At 62.1% G+C, this 24,272-nt stretch carries 28 protein-coding genes; 14 read left to right on the top strand and 14 right to left on the bottom strand.

All coding sequences use genetic code 11. From position 1 onward, the window contains the following. Positions 1-2: 2 nt before the first annotated feature. The 6 genes from HX613_RS17560 to bla all read right to left on the bottom strand — a co-directional run bounded on the left by HX613_RS17560 (position 3) and on the right by bla (position 4,884). Positions 3-815: a helix-turn-helix domain-containing protein gene (locus tag HX613_RS17560; RefSeq protein ID WP_235346506.1), complete on the bottom strand. Its 813-nt coding sequence runs from the start codon at positions 813-815 to the stop codon at positions 3-5. A 16-nt stretch (positions 816-831) separates the two neighbouring features. Further along, on the bottom strand, positions 832-1,449 hold the full coding sequence (locus HX613_RS17555; RefSeq protein ID WP_235346505.1) for a hypothetical protein: 618 nt from the start codon (positions 1,447-1,449) through the stop codon (positions 832-834). Positions 1,450-1,937: 488 nt separating this feature from the next. Next, positions 1,938-2,501 (bottom strand): antibiotic biosynthesis monooxygenase, encoded by a 564-nt coding sequence (locus HX613_RS17550; RefSeq protein ID WP_235346504.1) that lies wholly within the window; start codon positions 2,499-2,501, stop codon positions 1,938-1,940. Between the two features lie 40 nt (positions 2,502-2,541). Beyond that, positions 2,542-3,315: an NAD(P)-binding domain-containing protein gene (locus HX613_RS17545; RefSeq protein ID WP_235346503.1), complete on the bottom strand. Its 774-nt coding sequence runs from the start codon at positions 3,313-3,315 to the stop codon at positions 2,542-2,544. A gap of 101 nt (positions 3,316-3,416) precedes the next feature. Then, positions 3,417-3,884, bottom strand: a complete 468-nt coding sequence (locus tag HX613_RS17540) for an SRPBCC family protein (protein ID WP_235346502.1) — start codon at positions 3,882-3,884, stop codon at positions 3,417-3,419. Between the two features lie 88 nt (positions 3,885-3,972). Next, complete coding sequence (gene bla, locus HX613_RS17535) at positions 3,973-4,884, bottom strand: class A beta-lactamase (RefSeq protein ID WP_235346501.1); 912 nt, start codon at positions 4,882-4,884, stop codon at positions 3,973-3,975. Positions 4,885-5,031: 147 nt separating this feature from the next. On the opposite strand from bla, the gene HX613_RS17530 reads away from it, so the two are divergent. After that, positions 5,032-6,039: a LysR family transcriptional regulator gene (locus HX613_RS17530; protein ID WP_235346500.1), complete on the top strand. Its 1,008-nt coding sequence runs from the start codon at positions 5,032-5,034 to the stop codon at positions 6,037-6,039. Next, entirely contained in the window at positions 6,036-6,935 is a 900-nt protein-coding gene (locus HX613_RS17525) for a serine hydrolase (protein ID WP_235346499.1), read from the top strand. The genes HX613_RS17530 and HX613_RS17525 overlap by 4 nt, the downstream gene beginning before the upstream one ends. A 10-nt stretch (positions 6,936-6,945) precedes the next feature. Here HX613_RS17525 and HX613_RS17520 read toward each other — a convergent pair whose 3' ends face one another. The 4 genes from HX613_RS17520 to HX613_RS17505 all read right to left on the bottom strand — a co-directional run bounded on the left by HX613_RS17520 (position 6,946) and on the right by HX613_RS17505 (position 10,449). Further along, a complete protein-coding gene (locus tag HX613_RS17520) occupies positions 6,946-7,734 on the bottom strand; it encodes a helix-turn-helix transcriptional regulator (RefSeq protein ID WP_235346498.1) in 789 nt (262 codons plus the stop codon). A gap of 134 nt (positions 7,735-7,868) precedes the next feature. Further along, the gene (locus tag HX613_RS17515) at positions 7,869-8,705 is read right to left on the bottom strand and encodes a MetQ/NlpA family ABC transporter substrate-binding protein (RefSeq protein ID WP_235346497.1); all 837 of its coding nucleotides are present in this window, start codon (positions 8,703-8,705) and stop codon (positions 7,869-7,871) included. A gap of 74 nt (positions 8,706-8,779) precedes the next feature. Beyond that, positions 8,780-9,454 (bottom strand): methionine ABC transporter permease, encoded by a 675-nt coding sequence (locus HX613_RS17510; RefSeq protein WP_235346496.1) that lies wholly within the window; start codon positions 9,452-9,454, stop codon positions 8,780-8,782. Then, positions 9,454-10,449 carry a methionine ABC transporter ATP-binding protein gene (locus tag HX613_RS17505; RefSeq protein WP_235346495.1) on the bottom strand — a complete coding sequence of 332 codons (996 nt, stop codon included), beginning with the start codon at positions 10,447-10,449 and terminating at the stop codon, positions 9,454-9,456. The genes HX613_RS17510 and HX613_RS17505 overlap by 1 nt, the downstream gene beginning before the upstream one ends. 375 nt (positions 10,450-10,824) lie before the next feature. Between HX613_RS17505 and HX613_RS17500 the strand changes: the two genes are divergently transcribed. From HX613_RS17500 to HX613_RS17490, 3 genes are all read left to right on the top strand, one after another. Continuing rightward, on the top strand, positions 10,825-11,841 hold the full coding sequence (locus tag HX613_RS17500; protein ID WP_235346494.1) for a glycosyltransferase: 1,017 nt from the start codon (positions 10,825-10,827) through the stop codon (positions 11,839-11,841). Next, positions 11,838-13,385, top strand: a complete 1,548-nt coding sequence (locus HX613_RS17495; RefSeq protein ID WP_235346493.1) for a hypothetical protein — start codon at positions 11,838-11,840, stop codon at positions 13,383-13,385. The genes HX613_RS17500 and HX613_RS17495 overlap by 4 nt, the downstream gene beginning before the upstream one ends. A 70-nt stretch (positions 13,386-13,455) precedes the next feature. Continuing rightward, a complete protein-coding gene (locus tag HX613_RS17490; RefSeq protein WP_235346492.1) occupies positions 13,456-13,968 on the top strand; it encodes a GtrA family protein in 513 nt (170 codons plus the stop codon). A 141-nt stretch (positions 13,969-14,109) separates the two neighbouring features. Here HX613_RS17490 and HX613_RS17485 read toward each other — a convergent pair whose 3' ends face one another. Next, a complete protein-coding gene (locus HX613_RS17485) occupies positions 14,110-14,691 on the bottom strand; it encodes a TetR/AcrR family transcriptional regulator (protein WP_235346491.1) in 582 nt (193 codons plus the stop codon). A gap of 98 nt (positions 14,692-14,789) precedes the next feature. Here HX613_RS17485 and HX613_RS17480 point away from each other — a divergent pair, with 98 nt between their 5' ends. Beyond that, positions 14,790-15,194 carry a DoxX family protein gene (locus tag HX613_RS17480; RefSeq protein WP_235346490.1) on the top strand — a complete coding sequence of 135 codons (405 nt, stop codon included), beginning with the start codon at positions 14,790-14,792 and terminating at the stop codon, positions 15,192-15,194. Between the two features lie 121 nt (positions 15,195-15,315). Next, positions 15,316-16,065 carry a CPBP family intramembrane glutamic endopeptidase gene (locus HX613_RS17475; protein WP_235346489.1) on the top strand — a complete coding sequence of 250 codons (750 nt, stop codon included), beginning with the start codon at positions 15,316-15,318 and terminating at the stop codon, positions 16,063-16,065. Positions 16,066-16,383: 318 nt separating this feature from the next. Here the strand turns inward: HX613_RS17475 and HX613_RS17470 are convergent, their stop codons facing one another. After that, positions 16,384-17,058, bottom strand: a complete 675-nt coding sequence (locus HX613_RS17470) for a MerR family transcriptional regulator (protein WP_235346488.1) — start codon at positions 17,056-17,058, stop codon at positions 16,384-16,386. Between the two features lie 63 nt (positions 17,059-17,121). On the opposite strand from HX613_RS17470, the gene HX613_RS17465 reads away from it, so the two are divergent. The 6 genes from HX613_RS17465 (at position 17,122) to HX613_RS17440 (ending at position 21,267) form a co-directional block, all read left to right on the top strand. Beyond that, a complete protein-coding gene (locus tag HX613_RS17465) occupies positions 17,122-18,333 on the top strand; it encodes an MFS transporter (RefSeq protein ID WP_235346487.1) in 1,212 nt (403 codons plus the stop codon). A gap of 29 nt (positions 18,334-18,362) precedes the next feature. Next, complete coding sequence (locus HX613_RS17460; protein ID WP_235346486.1) at positions 18,363-18,989, top strand: hypothetical protein; 627 nt, start codon at positions 18,363-18,365, stop codon at positions 18,987-18,989. A 339-nt stretch (positions 18,990-19,328) separates the two neighbouring features. Next, positions 19,329-19,667 (top strand): ArsR/SmtB family transcription factor, encoded by a 339-nt coding sequence (locus tag HX613_RS17455; protein ID WP_235346485.1) that lies wholly within the window; start codon positions 19,329-19,331, stop codon positions 19,665-19,667. After that, positions 19,664-20,281 (top strand): SRPBCC domain-containing protein, encoded by a 618-nt coding sequence (locus tag HX613_RS17450; protein WP_235346484.1) that lies wholly within the window; start codon positions 19,664-19,666, stop codon positions 20,279-20,281. The genes HX613_RS17455 and HX613_RS17450 overlap by 4 nt, the downstream gene beginning before the upstream one ends. Positions 20,282-20,366: 85 nt before the next feature. Next, complete coding sequence (locus HX613_RS17445; protein WP_235346483.1) at positions 20,367-20,732, top strand: iron chaperone; 366 nt, start codon at positions 20,367-20,369, stop codon at positions 20,730-20,732. Positions 20,733-20,778: 46 nt separating this feature from the next. Then, entirely contained in the window at positions 20,779-21,267 is a 489-nt protein-coding gene (locus HX613_RS17440) for an SRPBCC family protein (protein ID WP_235346482.1), read from the top strand. A 363-nt stretch (positions 21,268-21,630) separates the two neighbouring features. Here HX613_RS17440 and HX613_RS17435 read toward each other — a convergent pair whose 3' ends face one another. Then, positions 21,631-22,413, bottom strand: a complete 783-nt coding sequence (locus HX613_RS17435; protein ID WP_235346481.1) for an ABC transporter permease — start codon at positions 22,411-22,413, stop codon at positions 21,631-21,633. After that, complete coding sequence (locus HX613_RS17430) at positions 22,410-23,393, bottom strand: ATP-binding cassette domain-containing protein (RefSeq protein ID WP_235346480.1); 984 nt, start codon at positions 23,391-23,393, stop codon at positions 22,410-22,412. The genes HX613_RS17435 and HX613_RS17430 overlap by 4 nt, the downstream gene beginning before the upstream one ends. 76 nt (positions 23,394-23,469) lie before the next feature. Here HX613_RS17430 and HX613_RS17425 point away from each other — a divergent pair, with 76 nt between their 5' ends. Then, positions 23,470-24,249, top strand: coding sequence for a TetR/AcrR family transcriptional regulator (locus HX613_RS17425; protein WP_235346479.1), 780 nt, complete (start codon positions 23,470-23,472; stop codon positions 24,247-24,249). The last annotated feature ends 23 nt before the right edge of the window (positions 24,250-24,272 follow it).

Here is a 24,272-nt window from a genome sequence, read left to right as displayed (position 1 = left end):
AGTTATTCCTCCACCTGACCTGGATCAGGTTCATTGTGTGAGCCCTCCGCGTAGGAACCATCTTCATCGCTTTTCAGGAGGTGTTCCAGCAGTTGAAGTACTCGCAGTTGTGCGGGGTTGTACAGCTTCGTTAGAGCTTGCCCCAGGGTGTGCGCGGCCGTTTTCGGTCCTAGTGGGGATCTTCGAAGAGGATTGATCAGCTGCGGATGATTCTTCTGAATCGTTTGCGTCACCGGCACCAGCTGGTGGGCGAGGTCGACGATGCGCGTTTCGTCCGCGTGCTCAGGCAATCGGTCGAACTCTTGATCTGCCTCCGTGGGCTCGGACAACGCTTGTCGGAATGCTGTGAGCGCCGCATCGTCGAATACTTTCGCGTAGATCGCGAGAAGTGACCTCTGGGTTGCGGAAAAGTCCGAAGCGATCGCGGCAAAACCTGGCGAGGTGACCGCTGGCACCTGGTGCGTGAGGATCAGAGCAAGGTCAGCGCGCACTCGGCTCAGACGGTCAATGGTCCCTTCGAGATGTGCGTCGAGGCTGCGCATCGCCTGAAGTGAGTCCGTATCGGAGCGATCCATGGCTGCGATCTGCGACAGGGAAATACCAAGCTCAGTGAGCCTCTTGATCTCAATCAGTCGAATCAGATGCGTGACCTCATAGTGCTTGTAACCATTGGCAGCACGATCAGGCTGAGGGAGCAGCCCGACCTTGTGATAGTGCCGGATGGAATTCACCGTCGTGTTTGCAATTTCAGCGAGTTGTTGGGTACTCCACGTCATTTCGGTCCTCTCCTCTGAGCCTGCGGTGCTGGCCTTCATCGGTCACACAGACTGATCACGATGCGAAGAGCAGGGGCACCAGGTAGGTCAGCGAGAAGGCCTCATAGACCGCGCCGATGATCAGCAGCATCAGTGCCGGGAGTGCGAGCCAGCCGAATCGCTGCAGGCCACGAAGGTAACCCCATCGTCTGTTTGCGGCATCGACCGTTCCCGGTTTGAGCCAGCAACGGCCGAGAATGAACGAGCCGAGCAGCAACAGAATATACGCCTGGAACTCAATGAGCATAGTGAGCGAATGAGGGATGAGCGTCATCGCCGTGGCGTGATCGACCGGAGCGAGCGCGATGCCGGTCTCGACGGCGAAATACGCGAACACCGCGAGTCCACCGAAGGGTACGATCATGGACGGCAGCAAGATCGACGCCAGGGCGACCTTCGCAATGTTGACGAAGAAGATGGTCAGAGTGAACAGCCAAGGGCTCGCGAGCAGTGAGACGACCAGGTCCGTTGTCCCGCCGGCGTCCATCGAATTCGAGAGTGCCGCATTCAGTCCCGGAAACAACATTCCCAGAGCCAATCCCAGGAGCAGAAGTCCATAAGCCATGGCATTGAGAAGCAAGTACGGTTGCAGTTCGGTACGGATGATGTGGAACGGGGTGCGAAGCACTCGCATGTGACTTAACTCCAAAGTTCGACAACTGATGTGCCACCCGACTTGGCCGCACAGCCCTAGTCGAAACCATGTGCTAGGCACAGAGTCAAGTCCTGCTGGTGTGTTTGTTCGATGGTGTGGAGAGCGACGCGACTAGGGGCAACTCTTGGGAGTATTGATTGCGCCGGTGCCTTCCAAACCGGAGGCTTCGGCTCATCGCTGTGGGCAACGAGATAGTCCTCGAAGACTGCGCTCGGCCAAGACGACGAGGTTAGTGTGAAATGGAGATGGGGCCTCGGCAATCTGGAGCGCCTGGGCCCATTGCACCCGCCAATGAGCGACTGTCGGCGACATCATCAGCACCTCCAAAACGCAACGCTGAACGTCGGTCATCACCGGACTGTTCTGAAATTTCTGCCCGGGGCGTCGAGAACCGGGCTCTGCCCCAAGAACCGCAGGCACGCATTCGATAGTCGGCTCCGCGTGCGGTTTTCGGGGCGCTCTGGCAGTCAGCGACGAGGTTTCTGCAGCCAGGGTCGGAGCAGTCGGGTGCTGATCGGCAGGAATATGTAGGTCATCAGCGGTGTGAGGATGCAGATGTTGAGCAGCACTGCCAGAACCGTCGGCCAGCTCTCGAGGTGCGGCATGAGAAGGAACGTCGAGAGCAGGCTGAGCGGGAAGAACGGGAGGAAGATGCTCACGGCCTGCTTCCACCTCGGCGGAACGACGGTCTCAGGGATCGTCAGGGTTTCCTCTCCCTGCGGTTCGAACCATCCCTCGATTCCCGTCCGGTGTTCGACTCGAGTGGTCTCGACGATTTCGGAGGCGCTCTCTATCCACCAGCGGCGATCATCGGATTCGTCCCAGGCCCGAAGCGTCTTCTCGTCGGCGAAGCGATAGAGCAGGTGCCACTCATCCGAGTCGGGTGCTGTCCTCACCCAACCGGATCCAAGATACCCGGGCCTTTCCCGCGCCAGTTCCTGTCCCGCCTGCACCCAGGCGTTGAACCGACGATGGTGCTCGGGCAGGACGGTGCGCGTGATCGACACAGTGATCGGAGAGTGTTGGGACATAGGGGAGATTTTAGCCAATTCTGCCTTGGCAGGCTTCTGGTCAGTCGCTTCCGCTCACGCGTGCGAAGATCCGATCAAGTGATCGGGAGAGTGCGGCGTGGTTGTTCGCGCCCATCCACTCCCGGTGGAGCATCTCGTTGAGGCCGCCAGGGGTTTCATGGCCCTTGATCAGGTCAGAGAAGGGTGTGTCGGTAGTCGCGAGGGTATTGCCCAAACCGGCGAATTGGCCGCGTACGATGCGTTCGGCAGCTGCCCTCTCCCATCCTTGTTCGACGAGCCAGTCGGCAATGCCCTGAAGAAAGGCATAGTAGGACGACATCGTGGCTGTTGTGGCCGACAAGGTGCTGAAGAGTTCTTCGGTCGCTGCCACGACGGTGCCGCCGAGAGTATCGAAGAACCTCTCGACTTCCGAGTGGCCAGGGTAGACCGGGGTGACACCGCGGCGTTCGCGCACGGGCGGCAGTGGGATGACGCGCACGATGCTCGGACTATTCGGGAGAAGCGAGGCGAGGGTATCGGTTGAGATCCCGGCGATTGCGCTGACGACGGTGCGGTCGGCCGGAATGCTGAGCTCGGAGAGTACCGCCTCAGTCTGCTCAGGCAGCACGGCCAGGATGATGTGTCCGCTGCGATCGACGACGTCCTGATTACTCGAGCACACCTCGACCCGGTCGAAGTCGCTGGCAAGTTGTGCCGAACGTTGGGCATTCCGGGGGGAGAGGAAGAAATCCGGGTGATCGTCACTCGCACACGAGCCTTCGACAATCGCCGAGGCGATCTCGCCGACTCCGATGATCCCGATGCTTGTGCTCATGAACTGCCTCCTGGAAACGCCGTTGAGAAGATCGGCGTGGAGTTCCCGCCTCGTCTATTCAATAGCATTCATGTCTGGCCGCGTCCAGAACCGATGAAGCTCTAGCGAGCTTCGATGACCTTCTTGATCGCCCTGAGAGTCTCGGGGATTCCCGACTGCGCGGCCGAGGTTCGTTCGGCGATCTGCTCGGCGGCTTGGTCCCCGTATTTCTCGTTGAAGAATTCTTGCCCCTCCGGCAGGAACTCCCACGATTCAGTGAGCAGTGTGCCGCCTTCCGCTTCCTTCACGCTGTATGTCCAGTGAACCCGACCCGGCCCCACGCTCCACCCGAACGCACGTCCTTCATCGGCGGCTATGACCTGACTTCGAGTCTGCCACTCGCGGTCGGGGGTGACGTTGTGTCCGGTGAACCAGGCTCCGATCCGTGGACCGTCGCCCTCGTCCCACCAGCACTCTGCGCATATCGGTGACCATTCGCCAGTTCGGGTCACGTCCGAAACGGTTGCGTAGACGGTTGCTGGGTCGGCTGCAACTAGTATGGAATCGGCAAAGGTCAGAGATTCGGTCATGCTGGCCACTTTACCGATTTCTCAGGTCGGCGCCGAGTCGCAGCGTGGTGCCATCGCTGTGCGGATCGCGCCAGGCTGAGGCTGTTCCTCATTCGAAGCTGCCGAGAACGGCCTCCGCAGCTGCCTCGACGATGGCCGGCCCGTCCTCGGACTCCGGGTCCTCGGTTTCGGTGAGCACGGTGATGAGGATCGGGTCTTCGCCCGGCGGATAGACGACGGCGATGTCGTTCTGGATCGCATCGGAATGTCCCGACTTGTCCTTGACTGTCCAGCCCTTCGGCGCGCCCGCACGGATGAGGGGGTCACCGGTCTCATTGTCCGACATCCATTCGAGCAGCACCGCACGGTCGTCCACCGACACCCGGTCGGGGTCGAGTAGGCCCTGCAGGTCAGCAGTGTAGGCCTTGGGAGTTGTGGTGTTGTCGGAGCTGCCGGGTTCGACGTCGTTGAGCTCCGGTTCTTCGTCGATGACCTCGGTGTCCGGGTCGCCGGCTTCTTCGAGCGCCGCATCGAGTCCCTGGGGTCCGCCGATCTCGTCGAGCACGATGTTCATCGCCGCATTGTCACTGACTCTCAGCGCGCTCTCGGCAACATCTTCCAACGGCAGTCCCGTATTGACGTGCTTCTCCGTCACGGGTGTCCAGCCGGCAGCGTCGACATCCGCCTGGGTCCATGTCACGACTTCGTCGAGCTCTTCGGGCGTTGTTCCGGCGAGCAGTTCGGCCACAGCGAACACCTTGAGCGTCGATGCGAAGCCGAAGCGCTCATCGGAGCGATGGTCCACGGTTGAACCGTCCCCGGTGTCGATCGCGCTGACTCCGACTCTCGCGTCGTATTCGTTCTCGACGGCTTCGAGCTGCGCTGTGACCTCCTGTTGCGTTCGGTCCGGACTCGGTGTCTGACTGGCCGATTCCGTCTGCGCGTCGGCGGGTGAGCAGCCGGTGGCCATGACAAGCGTCAGGGCTGCTGCGGTCAGAAGCTTCACTGGTCGTCTGTTCATATGATTGATCCGTTCTCTCGTCGGTTCACATCTCACGTCGGGTTCGCCCTGCTGAGAACCACTGTTCACCACTTCTCTCATGCGGTCGAACACGGTTTCGGTGCATCGCATACCGAAAACGCATAACAGGGCGCATACGATGGGGTGATGGACCTGATTGAGGCCTGCCGTACCTTCACCGCCGTCAGCGAATTGGGAAGCATGACGCTGGGTGCCGCAGCCAATGGAATCCCGCAACCGGTCGCCAGCAGGCGCATCGCCGGTCTGGAGAAGCAGTTCGGTGCACGTCTGCTCGATAGGACGGGCCGGGGCGTGAGCCTCACACCGTTCGGCCGTGACATGCTCGCCTCTGCGACCCACCTGGTCGAACTGGCCGATGAGATGATGCTCGATGCCGACAGAGCCAAGCTCCGACCGGTCTCCCTCGCAGTCCCGGCATCGTGTGCGACGCGCGATCTCGCTGTGCTGGCCGCCTCGGCGAATTCTCGGGGGCTGCGCATTGACTTCCATCCGGGACCGCCGGGCCGAAGGGATGAAGACCTCACCGCTCGTCGGGTCAGAGCGGCACTGCGATCCGTCCCCGCACAGGAAGGGGCTTGGACGGTTCCGCTGGGGTGTGCTCACCGTTCCGGGACACTGAATCCGGTGCGCATCGCCGATCTGCGACGGGCACGGACACGGATCCTCGGAGTCGGCGCGCAGCTTGCAGGTAAGCGGCTCAGACTATTGAGCGAGGACAGTGTCCCGCATGTGCGTGATCGTATCCGGCGGACCGCGGAAGAGTCTGGCCTTCTGCCGTATCAGGTGGTGACGGACCTGTCCGATCCCGCTGCTGTCGCCGGAGTCCTGGGGGAGGGGGACCTGTTGGTCTGCAGCGCGGACGAAGCCGCGAAACTCGAACTCTCATGGGCTCCGCTGCTTGAGCCGGTCGTCGCGAGGGGATACGTCCTGGCAGCCACCTCGGCGGAAGATGTCTCGCTCCTCGGAGAGTTCGACGAGGAGATCGCCGACTGCCTGGGCGCGACTTCGGGCTCTCCTGCCTCGACTACGTCGACCGGAGCCGAATCACCTGCAGGAGCTGCGTCGGCCGGAGCCGCAACACCTGCAGGAGCTGCGTCGACCGGATTCGACTCACCGAAGGAGACTGTGCAATGAGGAGCGAGGCGCGCCTGGCCAGGGAGGTCGGCGATGAGCTCGAGGCCGCGGGACTGCGCGCCCGGATCGTGGTCCGCGACCTCGATTCGCAGGCTGAGATCTCGGTCGCTGCCGACGGGCCGGTTCCACTGGCCTCTGTCGTGAAAGTGCCGATCGCCCTCGCCGTCCTCAACCGCATCGCCGATGGTCGACTCGACGCTGATCGCCAGGTTCTCGTCGAGCCCCGCCGAATTGAGGCCGGAAGCCCGATGGCGACGAGCCGCTTTCGCCATCCCGCGCGGATCGCTGTTGATGACCTGCTCATGCTATCGGTGTGCTTCAGCGACAACACGGCCACCGATGCCCTGCTCGATCTCGTCCCCACCGAGGAGGTTCAGCGTGACCTTGACGACCTCGGACTGGGCGGAATCCAGATCCGACACCATCTCGATGCGCTCGTCAGAACTCCGCTTGAGAGTCTTCCGCCCCCGGAGGCTCACCTTGCCTACGAACTCGCTCACGCGAACCCCACGCAGGGAGCCGGGCATCGGATCTGGCAGCTCGACGTCTCGCAGGCGAATGTCGCCACATCTGCAGGGCTGACCGATCTGCTTGCTGAACTGTGGCGTCCCGAACGGATCCACCCGACGACGGCTTCCCGGCTGCGAGACCTCATGGCCGGCAACGTCGTGCGCCACCGACTGGCCCCCGACCTCATGTCAGATGCGGCCAAATGGTCGTCGAAGACAGGCACTCTGCTGCACCTCCGACACGAGATCGGCGTCGTCGAGCATTCCGACGGCCAGACCATCGCGGTCGTGGTGCTCAGCGAATCGAGCAACTCCGCCGCCGTGCAGCCAGCCGCGGAGGCGGCTCTGGGGGCAGCAGCTCGGGCACTGCACGACGCGCTCAGATGAGCTGATCGAATCACAAATCTCGGCCGTATTCGATCAGCTCGGCGCCGATCCGTGCCAACTCGCGGCGAAGCTCGGGCGGTGACAGCACTTCGACCGTTCGCCCCCACCCGGCCAACTGTTCGGCCAGTGCGACGATGAGTTGGCCCCTCACCTCGGCGATGGTGAAATCTGAGTCCTCGGTGACGACGGTGAAATATCTGCCGAAATGCGCGGAGAGGATCGGAACGGTCCAGTTCGGACAGCGGATCGTCGCCGTGACGGATGAGCGAAGCGCCTCCACCTCCTCGACATGCGCAGCCCAATACGAGGCGAGGTCGAAATCGGGGTCAGTCGCCGCGGCTGTGATGCGTCCCGAAGTCATACCGCCGGGGGCATCGGCATTCGGTTCCACAGCCTCCGCCGCGGTGATGCGGCCAACGCGATAGGTCCGCACCGTGTCGGTGCGGGCGACGAGGTACCAGGTGCCGGCCTTCGCCACGATGCCGAGCGGACTCGCAGCGTGCATGTCGGTGGTTCCTTTGCGCCCGGTGTACCTGATGTTGAGGGTCTGGTGATGCACGAGCGCATTACGCAGGGTGTCGAGGAGTTCGTGTCCGTCGTCTGTTGGTGGTGCCTTTCCCCACGTGGTGTGGTCATAGTGGATTCTCGTGGCCAGTGTCTCGGCTTCGGCTCGCAGTGACTCGGGGAGGGCACGGATGAGCTTGCGGGTGGCCACTCGGGTTTCTGGACCGGAGAGGCCCGCGGTGCCGAGCATCCAGAACAGGGCCCGTGCCTCGTGTCCGGAGGTCGAGGCACCCATGATTGTGGGCCCGCGTGCGATTCTGACTCAGAAATCGCACGCGGGCCCACATTGACGAGCTTCAGGAGCGTGAAACGCTCACTCGGAACTCAGAATCTCGGAATTCAGAATCTCACAATTCAGAAGCCTCCAACTCAGAAGCTGGGCAGAACCGATCCGTCGGACCACTTCTTCTCGATGAACTTCTTCACCTCGGGGGAGTGGAGGAGCTCGTCGAGCTTCTTGATGTTCTCATCGTCCTTGTTCGCGGTGCGCGCGGCGAGGAAGTTGCCGTAGGGGTTGTCTTCGGCCTTCTCCAACAGGATGCCGTCCTTAGCTGGGCTGAGTCCCGCTTCGAGGGCGTTGTTGCCGTTGATGACCGAGGCATCGACGTCTTCGAGGGTGCGCGCCAGCTGAGCGGCGTCGGCCTCGACGAACTCGACCTTCTTCGGGTTGCCCTCGACATCGGAGAGCTTCGCATCGACCGCGTCGACACCGTCCTTGAGGGTGATGACCTTGGCCTCTTCGAGCATCTTCAGCGCACGACCCTGGTTGGCCGGATCATTGTTGATGCCGATCTTCGCACCCTTGGGCAGGTCCTTGACGTCCTTGATGTTCTTCGAGAACAGGGCGAAGGGTTCGAGGTTGATCGGGTCGAATGCGGTGAGCTCGTAGCCCTGGCCTTCGACCTCGGAGTCGAGGTAGGGCTTGTGCTGGAAGTAGTTGGCGTCGATGTCACCATCGGACAGTGCCTTGTTCGGCAGCGTGTAGTCCGTGTATTCGGTGACCTCGATGTCGAGGCCGGCATCCTCGGCGAGATTCTCGTCGACGAACTTCAGGATGTCGCCCTGCGGCACCGGGGTGGCACCGACGGTGAGCTTGGTGATGTCGCCGTCCTCCTCGCCGACGGAGTCGGATCCGCCGCCGACGAGGCCGCAGCCCGAGAGCAGCAGGGTCGCACTCGCAGCGATGGCGATGAGCTTGGTCTTCATGGTTCTCCTTGGTTTCAGTGAGTCGTCAGAGTGATGTGCTTCGTTTCAGTGACGAGATTTCAGGTGATGCAGCCTCAGCGGTGGTCGACGGCGCGGGCGATGCGGTCACCGATGAACTGGATGAGTGTGACGATGACGACGAGGACGATGATGCAGGCGATCATCGTGTCCGCCTGATAGCGCTGGTAGCCGTAGGAGATCGCCAACGCACCGAGTCCGCCACCGCCCACGGCACCGGCCATGGCCGTGTAGGACACCAGGGTCACCGAGGTGACCGTTGCCGCTCCGATCAGGCCGGGCTTCGCCTCGGGGACGTAGACCTGCCGGACCACCTGTCCGTTCGACGCCCCCATCATCAATGCCGCCTCGACCTTCCCTTCCGAGACCTCACGCAGGGAGTTCTCGACGAGGCGGGCATAGAAGGGGATCGCACCGATGGTCAGCGACACCACGGTCGCCTGCCAACCCAGGGCCGAGCCCACGACGAAGCGGGCGAAGGGGATGAGAGCGATGATGAGGATGATGAAGGGTATCGAGCGCGTGATGTCGACGATGATCGACAGTACTCGGTAGAGCACGGGACGCGCTTTGAGCCCACCTTTTGAGCTGGTGAACAGCCAGATCCCCAGCGGCAGTCCGATGAGGACGGCCAGCCCGGTCGACCACAGGGTCATGAGCAGGGTCTCGATGGTTGCAGGCAGCATCTGCTGCGTGATCGCCGGGTTGTCGAACCACATCGGATCATTCATCAGGCTGCCTCCTCCGCATAGATTCCGTCGGCGTCCAAGGCCGTGATGAGCTCCTTCGACGCAGCGGCAGAGCCGACCGTGAAGCGAATCCGACCGATCTGTCTGCCCTCGATGGTCTCGACGGCACCGGCGAGGATCGCATCGGCACCGACTCCCACGGACTGGGCGCGGGTGAGGACATCCGGCAGGCTGGTGCCGGCCAGGGAGACCTCGACGAGTCGGGCAGCCCCGGACTCGGAACCCTCAGCCGCACCCTTGTCATCGAGGCCGATGGGCGGAAGGGGGACGAGATCCTTGGCCAGGGTCGAGCCGGGCTCGGAGATCACCTCGGCGAGTTTGCCGGTCTTGGCCACGCGACCATCGGCCAGCAGAGTCACCGAGTCGCAGATCTCGCGGATGACGGACATCTCGTGGGTGATGATGAGGACGGTGATGCCCAGGCGATCGCGAAGGGAGCGGATGAGGCCCAGGATCTGGTCCGTGGTGGTGGCATCCAGCGCCGAGGTGGGCTCATCGCACAGCAGAACCTTGGGTTCGGCAGCCAGCGCCCGGGCAATGCCCACGCGCTGCTTCTGTCCGCCGGAGAGCTGGGCGGGGTAGTTGTCGGCGCGGTCGCCGAGGCCCACGATCTCGAGCAGCTCACGGGCCTTGGCCAGGCGTTCGGACTTGGAGACGCCGGCGATCTGGAGTGGATGGGCCACATTGTGCAGAGCGGTGCGCGAATCGAGGAGGTTCACGTGCTGGAAGACCATGCCGATGCTGCGGCGAGCCTCGCGCAGTCCCGACCCGGACTGGTCGGTGATGTCCACCTCGTCGATGGAGACAGTGCCGGAGCTTGGGCGTTCGAGTCCGGTCAGACACCGGATGAGCGTGGATTTGCCGGCACCGGAGCGGCCGACGATGCCATGGATCTCTCCGGCGGGGACCGACAGATCGATCTCCTCCAGAGCGACGGTGTCTCCGAACACCTTCCGCAGACTGCGCAGCTCGATCACAGGCGTCTCCTCTTGTGGGTGGGATGGGGGAATGGCGACATGAACCTACGGTTCAGCAGTGCCGATGATTCAGCATGCCAATGAGGCCGCTCTGTCTCGGGCACCGGCGTCATAAAAAGACTCACAACCGGTCGTTCGTGACCAAAGACACGCGGTTTCTGTGCGGTGGCCCACCTCGGCGGGATCGGTGGGCAACCTCGGCGAAAGAAGTGACGGGAGCGTGAACACTGGCGGAAGCTGAGGGAAAGCAGCGGCGCAGTTCGCGTTCTCGTAACCTCACCGTCACTTCGCGCCCGTATCCCTGAGTAGCTAAGGCTCATGGCCGCTTGCTGTCTCGGCACTGCGGTCTGGCGAGGACGACGATAGGACTACCGCATGCTCGAGGACACCACCAGGATCGCTGCGATCGTCCCCTGCCATAATGAGGAGATCACGGTGGCGACGGTGGTCAACGACCTGAAGAAGGCCGTCCCCGGGATCACCGTCTACGTCTACGACAACTGCTCCACCGACCTGACTTCGCAGAGAGCCGCCGAGGCGGGCGCGATCGTTCGCAAGGAGAACTCCCCGGGCAAGGGCAACGTCGTCAGGCGTGCCTTCGCCGATATCGAGGCCGACATCTACGTGATGATCGACGGCGATGACACCTACGAGGCCTCCCACCTTCCCGAGATGATCGAGACTCTGGTCTCCGGGCCGTATGACCATGTGCTCGGGGTGCGCCAGGACAATCAGGAGTCCACGTCCTACCGGCCCGGCCACGAAGCTGGGAACATGATGTTCAATCGGCTCACCGGGTGGTTGTTCCAATCCCAGGTCACCGACATGCTCTCCGGCTACCGGGTGTTCTCCCGCAGGTTCGTGAAGTCCTTCCCCGCGATCAGCAAGCGCTTCGAGATCGAGACGGAGCTGACCGTGCACATGATGTCGCTGCGTCTGCCCAGCGCCGAGGTGCCCATCGACTTCCGTGACCGTCCCGACGGCAGCGAGTCCAAACTCTCGACGTTCAAGGACGGGTTCCGCATCCTCGGCCTCATCTCCGCACTGGTCAGACACGAGCGGCCGAGGCTGTTCTACGGTGTCATCACCACGATCCTGGCCGCGTTGTCTCTGCTGTTCGGGTTGCCCGTGGTCTGGGAGTACTGGCAGACCGGACTGGTACCGCGGTTCCCGACGGCTATCCTCGCCGCTGCCCTTATGGGACTGGCCTTCCTGCTCGGCAGTGTGGGACTGACCTTGGACGGTCTGCGCCGCGCCAGGCGTGAGACTTCGCGGTTGGCCTACCTGGGGTTACCGGCGGTCAGTGTGCCTGAAGCCAGCACCTCGGAACTTGACCTGCCGCGTCAAACACTTCGACAGTCGCCAGCAACGAGGACCTCGCTCGCCTCATGACGGCACCGAAACCAACGAAGCTGCGAGGCTTCCTCGCCTCGGCGCTTGCCTGGGATGTCTTCCTCGCGCTGCTGACACTCGTGCCTTCCCTGGTCTTCATCAAGCTCTTCTTCCCAGGGCGGGCCAATGTCGACATCGGCAACCAGTATGCCCAAGCCACGGGCGATATCCCGTTCTCCGACTGGCACCCACCGGTGATGAGCGCCGTGTGGCGAGGGCTCATCAGCATCACCGGTGCAGCCGGAAGCCTGTTCGTCCTGCAGGTCGGCATCCTCGCGCTCGCCTGCTGGGGCCTCGGCGTGATCGTGCACCGGTGGGGAGTGCCTCGGTGGGTGTCGCTGGTCGGGCCGACGATCATGGCCACCCCGTGGGTGGTGTCGCAGATGACGACGATGTGGAAGGACACGCAGATGGCTGTGGCCATACTGCTGGCCGTGGTTCTCCTCATCATCACCCGGTTCATCCCGAAGACGTGGCTGCTCTGGATTCCGGCTCTGGTGCTGCTCGTGTATGCGTTCGGGCTGCGGAAGAACGCCATCTTCGCCATCGTCCCGATCGCCGTGTACATCGGATACCTGATGGTCAAGCGGCTGCGCAGCAGTCGACGCTTCGCCAGGTTCGCCGGAGGGGCCGGTGCCCGCTTCGCCGCACGGCGAGGGGTGGCCACGGCAGTGGCCTCGCTGCTGGTCCTCATCGTCCTGGGCGCGGGCCTCAAGGCCACGGATGCGGCCATCGAATCGCAGGAGGACGTGGCGGCCACCGGTCAGATCTCGCAGATCTTCCTCGACGACGTCATGTTCTCCGTGCCCAACGGCGATCTCCAGGCCTCGGACGCCCCAGCCGAGCTCAAGGACAAGATCAGCACGGCCAGAGACAAGTGCCTGGAGAAGGGCGAGATCTGGGACGCCTACTGGAACTGCTACGGCAAGGGCGCAACAGGGAAAGATTTCGAACCGATCGCCCACCAGGATGAGCTGAAGGACCTGTGGCTGAGCGAAGTCATCACCCACCCGCTCCGTTACGTCGAGTACCGATCCGCCGTATTCTCCTTCTACTTCTTCTCTTCGGCCCTCGAGTATTGGCCCGCCGAGTGGCACTTCGACGCGGCTAAGGCCGGTCTCAAGCAGGGGAGCGTCAAGGCCGACTACATCGTCAAGCCCTATGTCGAGGACTTCGCACTCGACACGTTCCCGATGCTGTTCAAGCCCTGGTTCTGGACCCTTCTCGCAAGTCTCCTCCTGATCTTCGCTTACCGCGCGCGAGCCCGGCATGCGACGTCGCTGGAGGCTGCCGGGGCACGGAACTTCTGGCCCGAGATCACGATGCTGTCCACCTCGGCGCTATTCTATGTGTTCGGATACTTTCCGATCGTCCCGTCGAACCATTTCCGATACACGTTCTGGCCGGCGCTCGCCGTGACCACCGCGCTGCTGTTCGTCCTGGCGAGGTGGCGGACTCGGCGAGGTCCGGCAGCTCGGCAAGCACCTGGAGCCCAGCAAGCACCTACAGCCACAGACGCTTCGGATCAGGGGACCGCCCCGTGATCGCCGGGCACGCCGCGATCGGGGGCATTCAGCGAGTCCGAAACCTGGCCGATTAGACTCGGTGACTGTAATGAAAGAGTCTTTGTCGGCCCGTATGCGACGCCTCGCAGCGGAAGCGTTCAAGTTTCTCACTGTCGGTGGTTTGGGATACATCGTCGACGTGGGACTTTCCAATGTCCTCGCCTACGGCCTGGGATCGATCCCCCCGCTGCTCGAGGGCAGTCCGATCAAGGCCAAGATCGTCTCCACCATCATCTCGATGGCCGTCGTATGGATGGGCAACAGACTCTGGACCTACGGGGACCGGACGACCGGTTCGAATCTGCGCGGCATCCTACTCTTCGTCGCCGTCAACATGGCCGGAATGATCATCACCGTCATCCCGCTGGGCGTGACCTGGTATCTGCTCGACATGCGTGACCAGCTGACCTACAACATTTCGACGAACATCATCGGCGTCGGCCTGGCCATGATCTTCCGCTTCTACGCCTACCGGACCTGGGTATTCAAGGAAACAACGTCGACCGCCGAGGTGGTCGTGGAGATGGACGAACCGAGCACCGTTCCCGACGACCGGGACTGAACTCGCCTCCATCAGGGTACCGATGCGACTGGACACGCCGAACAGCCGGAGTACGCCGTCGTCTCCAGCCAGTTTCTGCCGATCAATGTTCCCCAACGGGTTTACCCTGAAGGTTCACCCCACGAAAGTATTCTCGGAGGACTATTTCGTGAAGGGCAACGCCTGCGTGGCAAGCCTCAGTGTGTCGATCTCACGCGTAAGAGCCGATTCTGCAAGTGGCAGCGCTCTACTGACGACGAGGCCATTGACCACGCTGAGAAGGAAATGGGCCCTGGCTGTGTTGTCGCCTTCTTCCAACGCCCGCTGCTCAACGAGGACCGCGAGCCACGTCTCAACGCGGCGCGCGGCCTGTTCTTCGAAGGCAATGTATGTCCCACGGATGTCATCAGGAGCTTCTGGACTGATGTAGTTACGGTACAGGTCACTCCATTGAATCCGTGCCTCATCTCCTGTACCGATGGCAGCGACGAGCTTGCCCAAATTGTCGACGAGGCGTTGTCGTGCCGGTAGCGCCGTATCGTGAATGCGATCGTCGGGCATCGCCGAGTCATACATCGAGGCAAGTACGGCATCGAGTAAAACTCGTTGCGTCGGGAAGTAGTGTCGCAGGGTTCCCATCCCGACCCCAGCCCGTGCAGCCACTGCACGAACCGTCAGGCGTTGCTGTCTTCCCTCTTGAATCATCGATGTGGCCGCGTCCAGGATCTTGCGCCGTGTGCTCATGATTTCTCTCCCCGAAATTAAAGCAACATCAGGCTAGCACAGTGTGCTAGCCTTCAGGTAGCACATTGTGCTAACTGACTATGACGAATGGAGCCGACATGACCACAACATCGCACTCCGCCCGTACTCGACCCGTCGCCGGCACGATCACCCTCTGGGCGATGCAAGTATTGCTGGCCCTTATCTTCGCGTTCATGGCCTTTCCGAAGGCGATGGGCGACCCGATCGCCGTCGCACCGTTCGACTTGATTGGGCTCGGTATCCCCGGCATGGTTGTCGTCGGTTGGCTGGAACTCGCTGGGGCAATCGCTCTGCTGATCCCCCGGTTGTGCGGCCTCGCTTCGATCTGCCAGGTCCCGCTCATGATCGGCGCGACGATCCTGAGTGCCCTAGTCACTCCGGACTTGGTCGTCATTCCTGCACTTACCTTGGTACTGGTCTGTATCGTGGCCTGGTTCCGTCGCTATGACACCGTTGCTCTGATTCAGATTGTGCGTCGCTGATGCGCATTACCGGGGGAAAGTATCGTCCCTGCGCCGTGATCGGGCTGGCCGACTTGATGGCCTCCGGTCAGATGAGGCCGTGGGAGCGTCCAGACGCCGCCGACGAACTGCAGGCCTGGGCATGAGCGCGGACGGGCCGTCTCCTCGGCACACTGTTCCGCGCCCCGGCCCAGACAGAGCCGTCCCGGAACGCGTCTCGGCAGCCGGTGTGGCGCCAGGCTGGCGCGAGCTGAGCGTCGCAGTCCTCGCGTACCTGGCTACGTATGGGCTCGTGTTCCTGCTCCTGCCGCTGATCGCAGACGATGCCGTGGCGGGCGTTGTCGGACTGTTCGTCTCCGGGGCTATGGGAATCGTGGCGTTCTTGGGCGCATGTCTCGTTCGACGCCGCCGGCTCAGTATCTTCGGGATCCGTAGAGCTCGACAGCGCTTCCTCTGGATGGGTGTCGGCTTCGGGCTCGCAGCCTATCTGCTGGGGGTGGTTGCCGCAGTGGTGTACATCGCAGCGACAGGGGACGCCCAGAACGTTCAGACCAGCTATCAATCCGCTGCACGGGGCGGTGTCGGCTTCCTCGTCCTGACGCTCGTCGCTGGCTCTATCGTCACGCCGATCGGTGAAGAACTGATGTTCCGCGGTGTGGTCGCCAACGTGCTGTTCGCTCGACTCACGGCGTGGGTGGCGGTCCCGCTCAGCGCTCTGATCTTCGCCGTTGCCCACGGCATCAACCCCGTCTTTCCCGTCGCTTTCGTCGTCGGAGTCCTCGCGGCCCTGCTGTTCAAGTGGTCGGGCTCGATTTGGCCCGGGGTCATCCTTCATGGGGTCAACAACGCCACAGCGCTGGTCGTTCCGTTGGCGATCTCAAGCCTGGTCTAGTCGGTCCCGATTCTGGTGGTCTGCGTCGGTGCCCACGCTTGGACACGAGCCGCTGGTCCAAGCACGAGCTCCAGAGGACCCAACCCCGAGCGGAGATCCCCCGCCTCCTTCGGATGGGTGAGTCTCACGGAGTAGTGGCAGTGCACCTATGCCCGGGACGAAATCGACCTGGCCACTGAGTAGGAAAACGCGAAGCGATTGCGCGAGGCAGCTGACCGCCCTAGGTGGCGGGAAGGCTACCCATACCCGTAGGGAGCATTTCCCCTCTGCCAGTGAGAACAGCGGAAGGCGCGCCCCGGCGGCGGTCCGCGCAGGACCTCACGTGAGGCGACGGACGAAAGCGCGCTGCCGGTCGTTCAGGTCACGTTCTGCGAGTGTGAGGAGCAGACGGGATTCCCTTTCCGTGACGGTCGGCACCTGGCTGAGGAACTCCGAGACGATGCCCTCAATGTCCGCTGCGAGATCGTCGAGTTCGGCGGTAGTCGTGTTCTCGTCGATGGCCTCGAACTGCGTCTGCGCTGCAACGAGCCGGGATCGCACCTCGGGGCACTGCAGCGTCTCGGCCAGACGATCGGCGCGCTCGTCGTCTCCGTACAGGTGAGCGAAGAGGGTCGAGGCAGAGATATCCGACGGTGTCGTGACGAGCGCAGCGGCCAACTTTGACAGCCCGATGCGTCCGGCAGCGCGTGCTGCGGCCAAGCGCTCCCGCTGGGCGGTGAGGGCCGCGATGCGCTGACCAAGTGCTGCATCAACCTCGTCGAGGGTCTCGTCCCCCGACGCGCCAAAGCCAGCGACAATGGCGCCAGCGTGCTCCAGAGAAAGACCAGACTGGGTGAGCTGACGGATCCGCACCAAAGCGACGAGGTGGTCAACCGTGTAATCTCCGTATCCGTTGGCACGGCGTTCAGGCTCGGCAAGGACACTCTTCTGTTGGTAGTAGCGGATAGTCCGGACAGTCACGCCGGCGAGATCCGCGAGTTCTCCGATGCGCATCGGTAGTCATCTTACAACCGTCGACTTGACCACGACGTGGCGTCACGGTTTCAGATAGACGATATGGAACGTATTCGCTTCTTTTACCTTGCTTCGTTCGCCACGTCGCTCCTGGGTAACTCGATCACCGCGATCGCATTGCCACTGGTGGTGCTGTTCACCACCGGCAGCCCTTTGGGTGCGGGTGTCGTGGCGATAGCCGCCGCGGTGCCCGCGGCCCTTGCCGGGTTGCTTATGGGCGCGCTCGTTGACCGGATCAACCGCCGAACCGTCGCCATCCTCTCCGACGTCATCTCAGCGGTGGCTCTGCTCATCCTGCCGATCGTGCATCTGACGATCGGGTTGAACTTAGGCTGGTTCATCGCCGTCGCCATTCTGAGTTCTTTTGGGGACGTCCCCGGCATCACCGCACGAGAGGCGATGCTGCCAGCGATCGCGAAGGCAGCGAAGCTCGACCCTTCTCGGCTGATCGGCATCCGGGAATCGCTGTCCGGGGCATCGCTGCTGCTCGGACCAGGAGCCGCTGGCATCCTCGTCGCCGCTCTCGAGCCGGTCTCAGTGCTATGGATCACCTCAGGTCTGGCTGTATCCGCGGCACTGCTCACCCTCGTCATCCCGCCTCGCGCGGCCGTGTTCGTCGGCGAGACCGCCGAGGCCCCTTCCTCGACGTCTGCGATGTCGATGTTCCGCGGCATGGGGATCATATTCCGTTCGCCGCTGCTGCGTGGACTCGTGCTACTCGGCCTGGCCCTGGCGATTGTGCTGGCTGCCACCCAGGGAATGGTCATGCCCGTCCACTTCGCCGTCCAGGGCGAACCGCAGTTCGTCGGGTTCGTCCTCAGCGCCCTAGCCGCCGGTTTGCTTGTGGGCGGTGGAATCTTCGCCGCATTCGGCCATCGCATCCCGCGCCGTATCTGGTTCATCGCTGGCCTGATCCTCGTTGCGGCAGGCTTCTCGATCATCGCCATCCTCGGCCCGGTGTGGTCCATCTTCGCCGGAGCGGTCGCGGCCGGCATCGGCGGCGGCGCCATGAACGCTGTAATTGGACTGGCCTTCGTCGAAAACGTCCCGGATGTCCAACGCGGAACGGTGCTCGGCGCCCAGAACGCGCTGATGGTCCTGGTCCCTGCATTGGGCATCGGGGCCTCAGCCGTGCTCATTGAGGCCGGCGGCATCCAGCTGACTGCCGTCGCTCTCGCGGGCCTGTGGATTCTCGCGGCCATCGCCGCTCTTCTGACCCCCCGCCTCCGCCGACTCGGCCAGGCCGAAGCCTGACGCCGACTGACGACATAAGGGACAACACCATGAAAACTCTGAGGAGCCTACGAACGACGCTGCGAGAGAACTGGCGCACCTACATCCTCCTCAGCGTCGCAACCTATGGCGCGCTGGTCGTGATGATGACCGTAACCTCGTTCATGCCGGGAATGCGAGAAGAAGGAGGCGAAGGGTTGACGGCTTTCACTGACCTGCCCGGTCTCTCTGCCGTTGTCGACGCCTACGCCTCCGGCAACGTCATCGCGGCAGCCCTCCTCACCTTTACCGCGAACCTTTTCTTCGCGGCCGTGCTCACCACTACCTTGCCTTCTCTCATCATCCCGTTCTTCGCAGTCGTCGCAACGGTGGGGCGTGCCGGCCTCATCGGGATGTGGCTCGCCCCGGGTTCCTCTGGCGAAGCGCTCGCGCTCATACCCCACGCACCGATAGTCATCATCGAATTCCAGGCCTACATTTTGGCCGCGCTCGGCGCAGTCATTCTCTGGCGAAAGACCCTCGGTCACCGGCGACACGGATACTTCTCAGCGTGTGCCGGATACCGGACCGGCATCCAAGACAACGCACGCCTTTATGTCGTCATCATCGCAGTGCTCCTTTTCGTCGGCCTCCTCGAAGCTATCGAAGTCATTTACCTCACGCCTCTTCTCCACTGACACCTCAGGGAGTCATTGCTCGGCAGGCAGTCCATTGAAGTTCGCCCAGACATCCTTGCAGGAGACGTGCCCACCATCGAACAGAGGTCATAGCAAAATCATCTCACTTGCAGCATAAGTTGCTTGGCACTGTGCAAAGCAAAGGCAAAAAGGAGCCGGGTAGCTCTCCTGTCTCGCGCTCCGAGGTAAGTTCTCGAAACCTCTTTTCCGCCTTTGCTCCCCGGAGACCTGTGAGACTTCGATCAGCGGGCTCCACCAAAGAGAGAATGTCCTCAGTTAGAGCGATAGGTGAGCGAATCTCCGCTAGATGTATATAACAGATTCTGTTATACTAATCGCGTGGAAGCTCTCGCAGTCCTTGCTGATCCGGCTCGTCGCCGCATTGTTGAGTGCCTCGCCGACAACGAGGTGTCCGCTGGCGAGCTGACTGATGTGATGAAGGCGGAATTCGGGCTCGTGCAACCTGCTACCTCGCGTCATCTGCGGCGACTTCGTGAGACGGGCCTAGTGCGCTCCCGCCCCGATGGCGCGAGACGCCTCTACTCGCTCGATCCCGGTGCCCTGCGTGACATCGACAGGTGGCTCGACCAGTTCCGAGAGTTGTGGAGCGATGCCCTCTCCTCGCTTGACGCCGAGGTGCGCCGAGGGAAGTCGGCGACGAGAACTGGGCCACCATGAATATTGCAGACGAGATCAACGAAGTGATTCGAAAGATCACGACCAGTGGCAAGTCGCATCAGGTTGTTCTGGAGCGTCCTTTCGACACCGACGTCACCGATTTGTGGAACGCGTGCACGAACCCCCAGCGACTCTCGCAATGGTTCGAGCCGGTTCGTGGCGACCTCACGCTTTCCGGCCGGTATACGCTCACAAAGAGCGGCACCGAGGGTGACATTCTGCGATGCGAAGCACCTCAACATCTGGCGATCACGTGGGAGTACCAAGGGGACGTCAGTCACGTTGATGTTGACTTCATCCCGACTGCAGAAGAACGCGCTGTGCTTCGCGTGACCCACCTTGTTCCTCCCGACGACCATTGGGAAACGTACGGTCCCGCGGCAACGGGTGTGGGGTGGGAAGAGTGTTTGCGAGCTCTGTCACTGTATTTCATCGGCGGTGCGCGATGCGTTTTTGGTGAGATGAGGGGGTACGCGAGTACGCCCAAGGGTCGGGAGTTGACCCGCCTGGTCGCTGATGCTTGGAGATGGGCGGACCAGGAAGTGGGAACACCCGCCAATATTGCGGAGGTGCGGGCACTGAATACGGCGGCGTTCTACTTGGATAGGACATGAATCCTTCAGACATTCCACCGAAGCAGAGGAGGCCAGCATGCTTCTCTTCTCCTTGTGAAACGCAAAATGATCAGAGAGGAACAGAATGAAGGGTGAAAAGGCTGCGAACATTGATGAGTACCTTGCTGAGGCCGATCCGGCGTTCCGAGAGGAGCTCCAACGGATTCGTGCGCTCGTGACTAAGCTCGTCCCGAGCGTTGAAGAATCGATGAGTTACCGTATGCCGACATTGAAATACAAGAACCGCGCATTGGTGTACTTCACTGCTTCGAAGAAACACATGAGCCTGTTTCCCTCGTCTTGGGCGATCGAAGAGTTCAAGGTCCGGCTGGAGGACTATAAGACCACTGTGCACGCGATTCAGTTCACGTTGGCGAAGCCACTGCCCACCGACCTGATCGAGGACCTCGTGCGCTTCCACGCGCTCCAAATTGGCGAAAACCGACAATGACGAATCCCTACAGGGCCGTCCACTAAGGAATTGAGAGAACTCCACCATGAAGTTCACAATCTCGATTGAGATCGCACTGCCGCGGGAGGAGGTTATCCAGCTCCTCGGCGACCCCGCGCACCGGCCGAAATGGTTACGCGGCTTGGTACTTCACGAGCCGGTGCGCGGTGCAGACGGGCAGGTCGGTACGGAGTCGAGGGTCGTGTTTCAGTCGGGGCAGCGGTCCATGGAATGTACCGAGACCATTACACGCCGGGAACCGACGGACCTGGATGGCATCACGCCAGACCAGGTCATCCATTTCGAGCGCGAGGTCGTCGCGGATGGCATGTGGAACGCCGCGCACGAGCAGCTGACTGCGAGTGGTGCGGAGGGCACTCTCTGGGTGAGCGAGAATGAATACCGGTTCAATGGTCTGCTGCGATTCGCGGCACCTTTTATGCGCGGTGCCTTCATCAAACAGACGCGCCAGCACATGCAGGACTTCAAGTCCTACGCTGAGGATGGAGCGGACGTCCGCGAAACGAAAGGTTGATCGGCCGCTGGCTGGATGCCTCTTGGGCCCGGGGGGCATGACGACCCTCTTTTGGACGCCGCGCGTAGGCTTGTTGCTTGGCGTGACGGGATCGCCAGGATCTCCTGACGTGCACTCCTCACCGCGTGCGGACGGGAAACGGAAGCCTGCTGTTCATCCATGGCGGCCCCATACCCGAAGACCAGCACTCGCAGCCCAGGGACTGAGAGGGTTACGACGGCAATGACGCCACCCGCAGCAACTTCGGGCCTGTCGCCTTCATGAACGTCCTCCGACTCTGCGCCGGCATGCATTATCGGTCTGCTGCCTCGTCTGCGCCCGACTTGTAACACCTCATCCACTAGAGCTGAGGCGCGTCGATAACTACTTCCTCAAGCGACGGTAGGCGCGAGCCGACAAGGGCAGGAACACGGCTGTGATTGCCAACGGCCAGACTATTGCAGCAAGCAGACTTGCTTCATCCAGCCAACCACTTGTGACGCCTGTGGGGTTGCCGAACAGTTCCCTGACCGCCGTCGCTGTTGCCGATATGGGATTCCACGCTGCAACCGCTCCCAGCCAGGACGGCATGAATTCCGGGGCAGCGAAGACGTTCGACAGGAAGCCGACGGGCCACACGAGCACTTGCACGAGGACTGTGGCGCCGTCATGTCTGCCTGTGGTGAGCCCGAGGAAGATCCCGACCCAGAGGACGGCGAACCGCAGCCAGAGGAGTAGCGCCACCGCGACGAGTCCTGCGAGCGGAGAGTTCGTCGCCCTCCAGCCGAGCAGCAGACCGCCGATGATGAGAATGACGATCTCGATGACGGCGCTGACCATATCGGCCCCGACGCGGCCGAGCGAGACTGAGGCATCGCTGATCGGCATCGATCTCAACCGGTCGGTGATGCCCTTCTTGGAGTCATTCGCCATTGTCGTCATGGTGGTCTCCAATCCGAACATCATCGCCAACGTCATCATGCCCGGCAGCAGGAAATGGATGTAGTCGCCGCCTCCGGGGAGTTGGATGGAGCCGCCGAAGATGAAGGCGAACATCAGCAGCAGCATGATGGTGAAGAGCAGATTGAAGATCGGCGTCCACGGCTGTCGGCGCCAGTGGGCGAGATCCCTGCCGGTGAGTATCAGGCCTTCTCGAACGATGCTCATGCGTCCTCCTTCTCGGTCAGGGTGAGGAATACTTCGTCCAATGTCGGCCTGCGCAGGACGATGTCATCGGTGGTGATGCCTGCGGCATCCAGCTTTCTGACGACCGTGGCGAGATCACCGGTGCCCCTGGTCGCAGGACAGGTCACGACTGCCGTCGCCTCGTCGAGCTCCACGGCAGCTTCCTCAGATGCGGACGTATCTGCTGTGTTCAGCGCATCGCGCATGGCAATGGCCTCAGCCTGGTCGGCCGCAGTGATCTCAACCCGGTCACCGCCTCGTTGTCGTTTGAGATCGTTCGGCGTACCCTCGGCAATGATTCGACCGGCCTTCATGATCGAGACTTGGCTCGCCAGGCTGTCGGCCTCCTCGAGATACTGCGTGGTCAGCAGCACCGTCGTGCCTCGAGCGGCGATCTCTCGCACCGAGTTCCACACATCCGTGCGTCCCCGTGGGTCGAGGCCCGTCGTTGGCTCATCAAGGAAGAGGACGACGGGGTCGAGGATCATCCCCACCGCAATGTCGAGGCGTCGGCGCATCCCGCCCGAGTAGGTGCTCACTGCACGGTCCGCAGCCTCGGTGAGGGAGAACTTGCCGAGGAGCTCATCGGCTCGGCGCTTGGCATCACGGCGTGAGAGGCCCAGCAGCTGGCCGAATATCAGGAGATTCTGACGTCCGCCGAGGATTTCGTCGAGAGCAGCGGTCTGGCCGACGAGCCCGATACGCTGGCGGACTCGATCTGCCTGGCGGCTGACATCGAAACCGGCCACCTCCGCCGTTCCCTGTGTGATGTCGACGAGCGTGCTGAGCACATTGATCGCCGTTGACTTGCCTGCGCCGTTGGGCCCCAGGAGTCCATGGATGGTTCCTGCCGGTATCTGAATCGACAGCTCGTCGAGGGCTCTGACGTTGCCGTAGTGCTTGACCAGACCGGACGCTCGGACCGCTGGTCGGTCGCGGTCGTGTTCCCGCTCATCGTGCATTTTAATTCCTAACTATTAACAGTGTACGGAATTGTGTGATTGAAACAGTGTACACCGCACGGAGTAGACTGCAAGTATGAATTCCGAAGCAGGACCCTCACGATTCGATCCGGAGGGCGTTGACGTCGTTCTGCGTCTGCTGTGGCGCGATCATCTGGACGCCGAAGTAGGCACACGTGGGCCGCGCCGTAGGCTCAGCGTCGATCAGATCATTGACGCGGCGATCGAGCTCGCCGATGCGGAGGGAATCGACGTGCTGTCCATGCGCAAGGTGGCCGAGGCAGTAGGAGTTTCGGTCATGTCGCTCTACAGCTACGTCCCACACAGGTCGGGGTTAATCGGTCTGATGGTCGACAAGGTCATCGGGCTCAGCCCGATGCCGGCACATTCGGGATCGGTGGCAGAACGGGTGCGCGGTATCTCCGGGGTCCTGTGGGATGAGTACCATCGGCATCCGTGGCTGGTCGATGCCCAGTCGCATCGGCCGTGGATCGGTCCCCAGATGTCTGCGCGCTACGAGTGGGAACTCGAAGCATTCGAGAGTCTCGGGCTCGACGACATTGCCATGGACCACACTGTCGCGCTCATCGAATCGCATGCAGCGGCCAGCGCCGCGAACAGTATCAACGCGCAGAGGCTCGAACACAGCTCCGGGGTCAGTGACGTGGACTGGTGGAATGCCAACGCTCCGCTCCTTGAACAGGTCATGCCTGAGGAATCATTCCCAGTATCGGGCCGAGTCGGAACGGCGGTGGGGGAGAAATACCAGGCAGTGACCAGTCAGAGAGCAGTCTATGAGTACGGCCTCGAGACCATCATCCTTGGTGTTCAGGAGCGGTTGCAGACTCGTGAATGAGGCTCTGCGGACCGAGGGCTGAG

The organism is Brevibacterium sp. UCMA 11754, from assembly GCF_021532275.1.
In the GTDB taxonomy this organism is placed as follows: Bacteria; Actinomycetota; Actinomycetes; order Actinomycetales; family Brevibacteriaceae; genus Brevibacterium.
The sequence above is the reverse complement of the archived record's forward strand: the minus strand, read 5'-3'. Positions and strand labels throughout refer to the sequence as shown.

What these genes read in the sequence shown, in the direction of transcription:
- HX613_RS17435 (WP_235346481.1), bottom strand. Translation starts at nt 22,413, where the DNA reads ATGAGCATCGTTCGAGAAGGCCTGATACTCACCGGCAGGGATCTCGCC.
- HX613_RS17440 (WP_235346482.1), top strand. Translation starts at nt 20,779, where the DNA reads ATGAAGTTCACAATCTCGATTGAGATCGCACTGCCGCGGGAGGAGGTT.
- HX613_RS17460 (WP_235346486.1), top strand. Translation starts at nt 18,363, where the DNA reads ATGAAAACTCTGAGGAGCCTACGAACGACGCTGCGAGAGAACTGGCGC.
- HX613_RS17445 (WP_235346483.1), top strand. Translation starts at nt 20,367, where the DNA reads ATGAAGGGTGAAAAGGCTGCGAACATTGATGAGTACCTTGCTGAGGCC.
- HX613_RS17550 (WP_235346504.1), bottom strand. Translation starts at nt 2,501, where the DNA reads ATGTCCCAACACTCTCCGATCACTGTGTCGATCACGCGCACCGTCCTG.
- bla (WP_235346501.1), bottom strand. Translation starts at nt 4,884, where the DNA reads ATGAACAGACGACCAGTGAAGCTTCTGACCGCAGCAGCCCTGACGCTT.
- HX613_RS17495 (WP_235346493.1), top strand. Translation starts at nt 11,838, where the DNA reads ATGACGGCACCGAAACCAACGAAGCTGCGAGGCTTCCTCGCCTCGGCG.
- HX613_RS17510 (WP_235346496.1), bottom strand. Translation starts at nt 9,454, where the DNA reads ATGAATGATCCGATGTGGTTCGACAACCCGGCGATCACGCAGCAGATG.
- HX613_RS17430 (WP_235346480.1), bottom strand. Translation starts at nt 23,393, where the DNA reads ATGCACGATGAGCGGGAACACGACCGCGACCGACCAGCGGTCCGAGCG.
- HX613_RS17520 (WP_235346498.1), bottom strand. Translation starts at nt 7,734, where the DNA reads ATGGGTGCCTCGACCTCCGGACACGAGGCACGGGCCCTGTTCTGGATG.
- HX613_RS17515 (WP_235346497.1), bottom strand. Translation starts at nt 8,705, where the DNA reads ATGAAGACCAAGCTCATCGCCATCGCTGCGAGTGCGACCCTGCTGCTC.
- HX613_RS17490 (WP_235346492.1), top strand. Translation starts at nt 13,456, where the DNA reads ATGAAAGAGTCTTTGTCGGCCCGTATGCGACGCCTCGCAGCGGAAGCG.
- HX613_RS17450 (WP_235346484.1), top strand. Translation starts at nt 19,664, where the DNA reads ATGAATATTGCAGACGAGATCAACGAAGTGATTCGAAAGATCACGACC.
- HX613_RS17555 (WP_235346505.1), bottom strand. Translation starts at nt 1,449, where the DNA reads ATGCGAGTGCTTCGCACCCCGTTCCACATCATCCGTACCGAACTGCAA.
- HX613_RS17470 (WP_235346488.1), bottom strand. Translation starts at nt 17,058, where the DNA reads ATGCGCATCGGAGAACTCGCGGATCTCGCCGGCGTGACTGTCCGGACT.
- HX613_RS17485 (WP_235346491.1), bottom strand. Translation starts at nt 14,691, where the DNA reads ATGAGCACACGGCGCAAGATCCTGGACGCGGCCACATCGATGATTCAA.
- HX613_RS17465 (WP_235346487.1), top strand. Translation starts at nt 17,122, where the DNA reads ATGGAACGTATTCGCTTCTTTTACCTTGCTTCGTTCGCCACGTCGCTC.
- HX613_RS17545 (WP_235346503.1), bottom strand. Translation starts at nt 3,315, where the DNA reads ATGAGCACAAGCATCGGGATCATCGGAGTCGGCGAGATCGCCTCGGCG.
- HX613_RS17560 (WP_235346506.1), bottom strand. Translation starts at nt 815, where the DNA reads ATGAAGGCCAGCACCGCAGGCTCAGAGGAGAGGACCGAAATGACGTGG.
- HX613_RS17475 (WP_235346489.1), top strand. Translation starts at nt 15,316, where the DNA reads ATGAGCGCGGACGGGCCGTCTCCTCGGCACACTGTTCCGCGCCCCGGC.
- HX613_RS17425 (WP_235346479.1), top strand. Translation starts at nt 23,470, where the DNA reads ATGAATTCCGAAGCAGGACCCTCACGATTCGATCCGGAGGGCGTTGAC.
- HX613_RS17480 (WP_235346490.1), top strand. Translation starts at nt 14,790, where the DNA reads ATGACCACAACATCGCACTCCGCCCGTACTCGACCCGTCGCCGGCACG.
- HX613_RS17540 (WP_235346502.1), bottom strand. Translation starts at nt 3,884, where the DNA reads ATGACCGAATCTCTGACCTTTGCCGATTCCATACTAGTTGCAGCCGAC.
- HX613_RS17530 (WP_235346500.1), top strand. Translation starts at nt 5,032, where the DNA reads ATGGACCTGATTGAGGCCTGCCGTACCTTCACCGCCGTCAGCGAATTG.
- HX613_RS17525 (WP_235346499.1), top strand. Translation starts at nt 6,036, where the DNA reads ATGAGGAGCGAGGCGCGCCTGGCCAGGGAGGTCGGCGATGAGCTCGAG.
- HX613_RS17500 (WP_235346494.1), top strand. Translation starts at nt 10,825, where the DNA reads ATGCTCGAGGACACCACCAGGATCGCTGCGATCGTCCCCTGCCATAAT.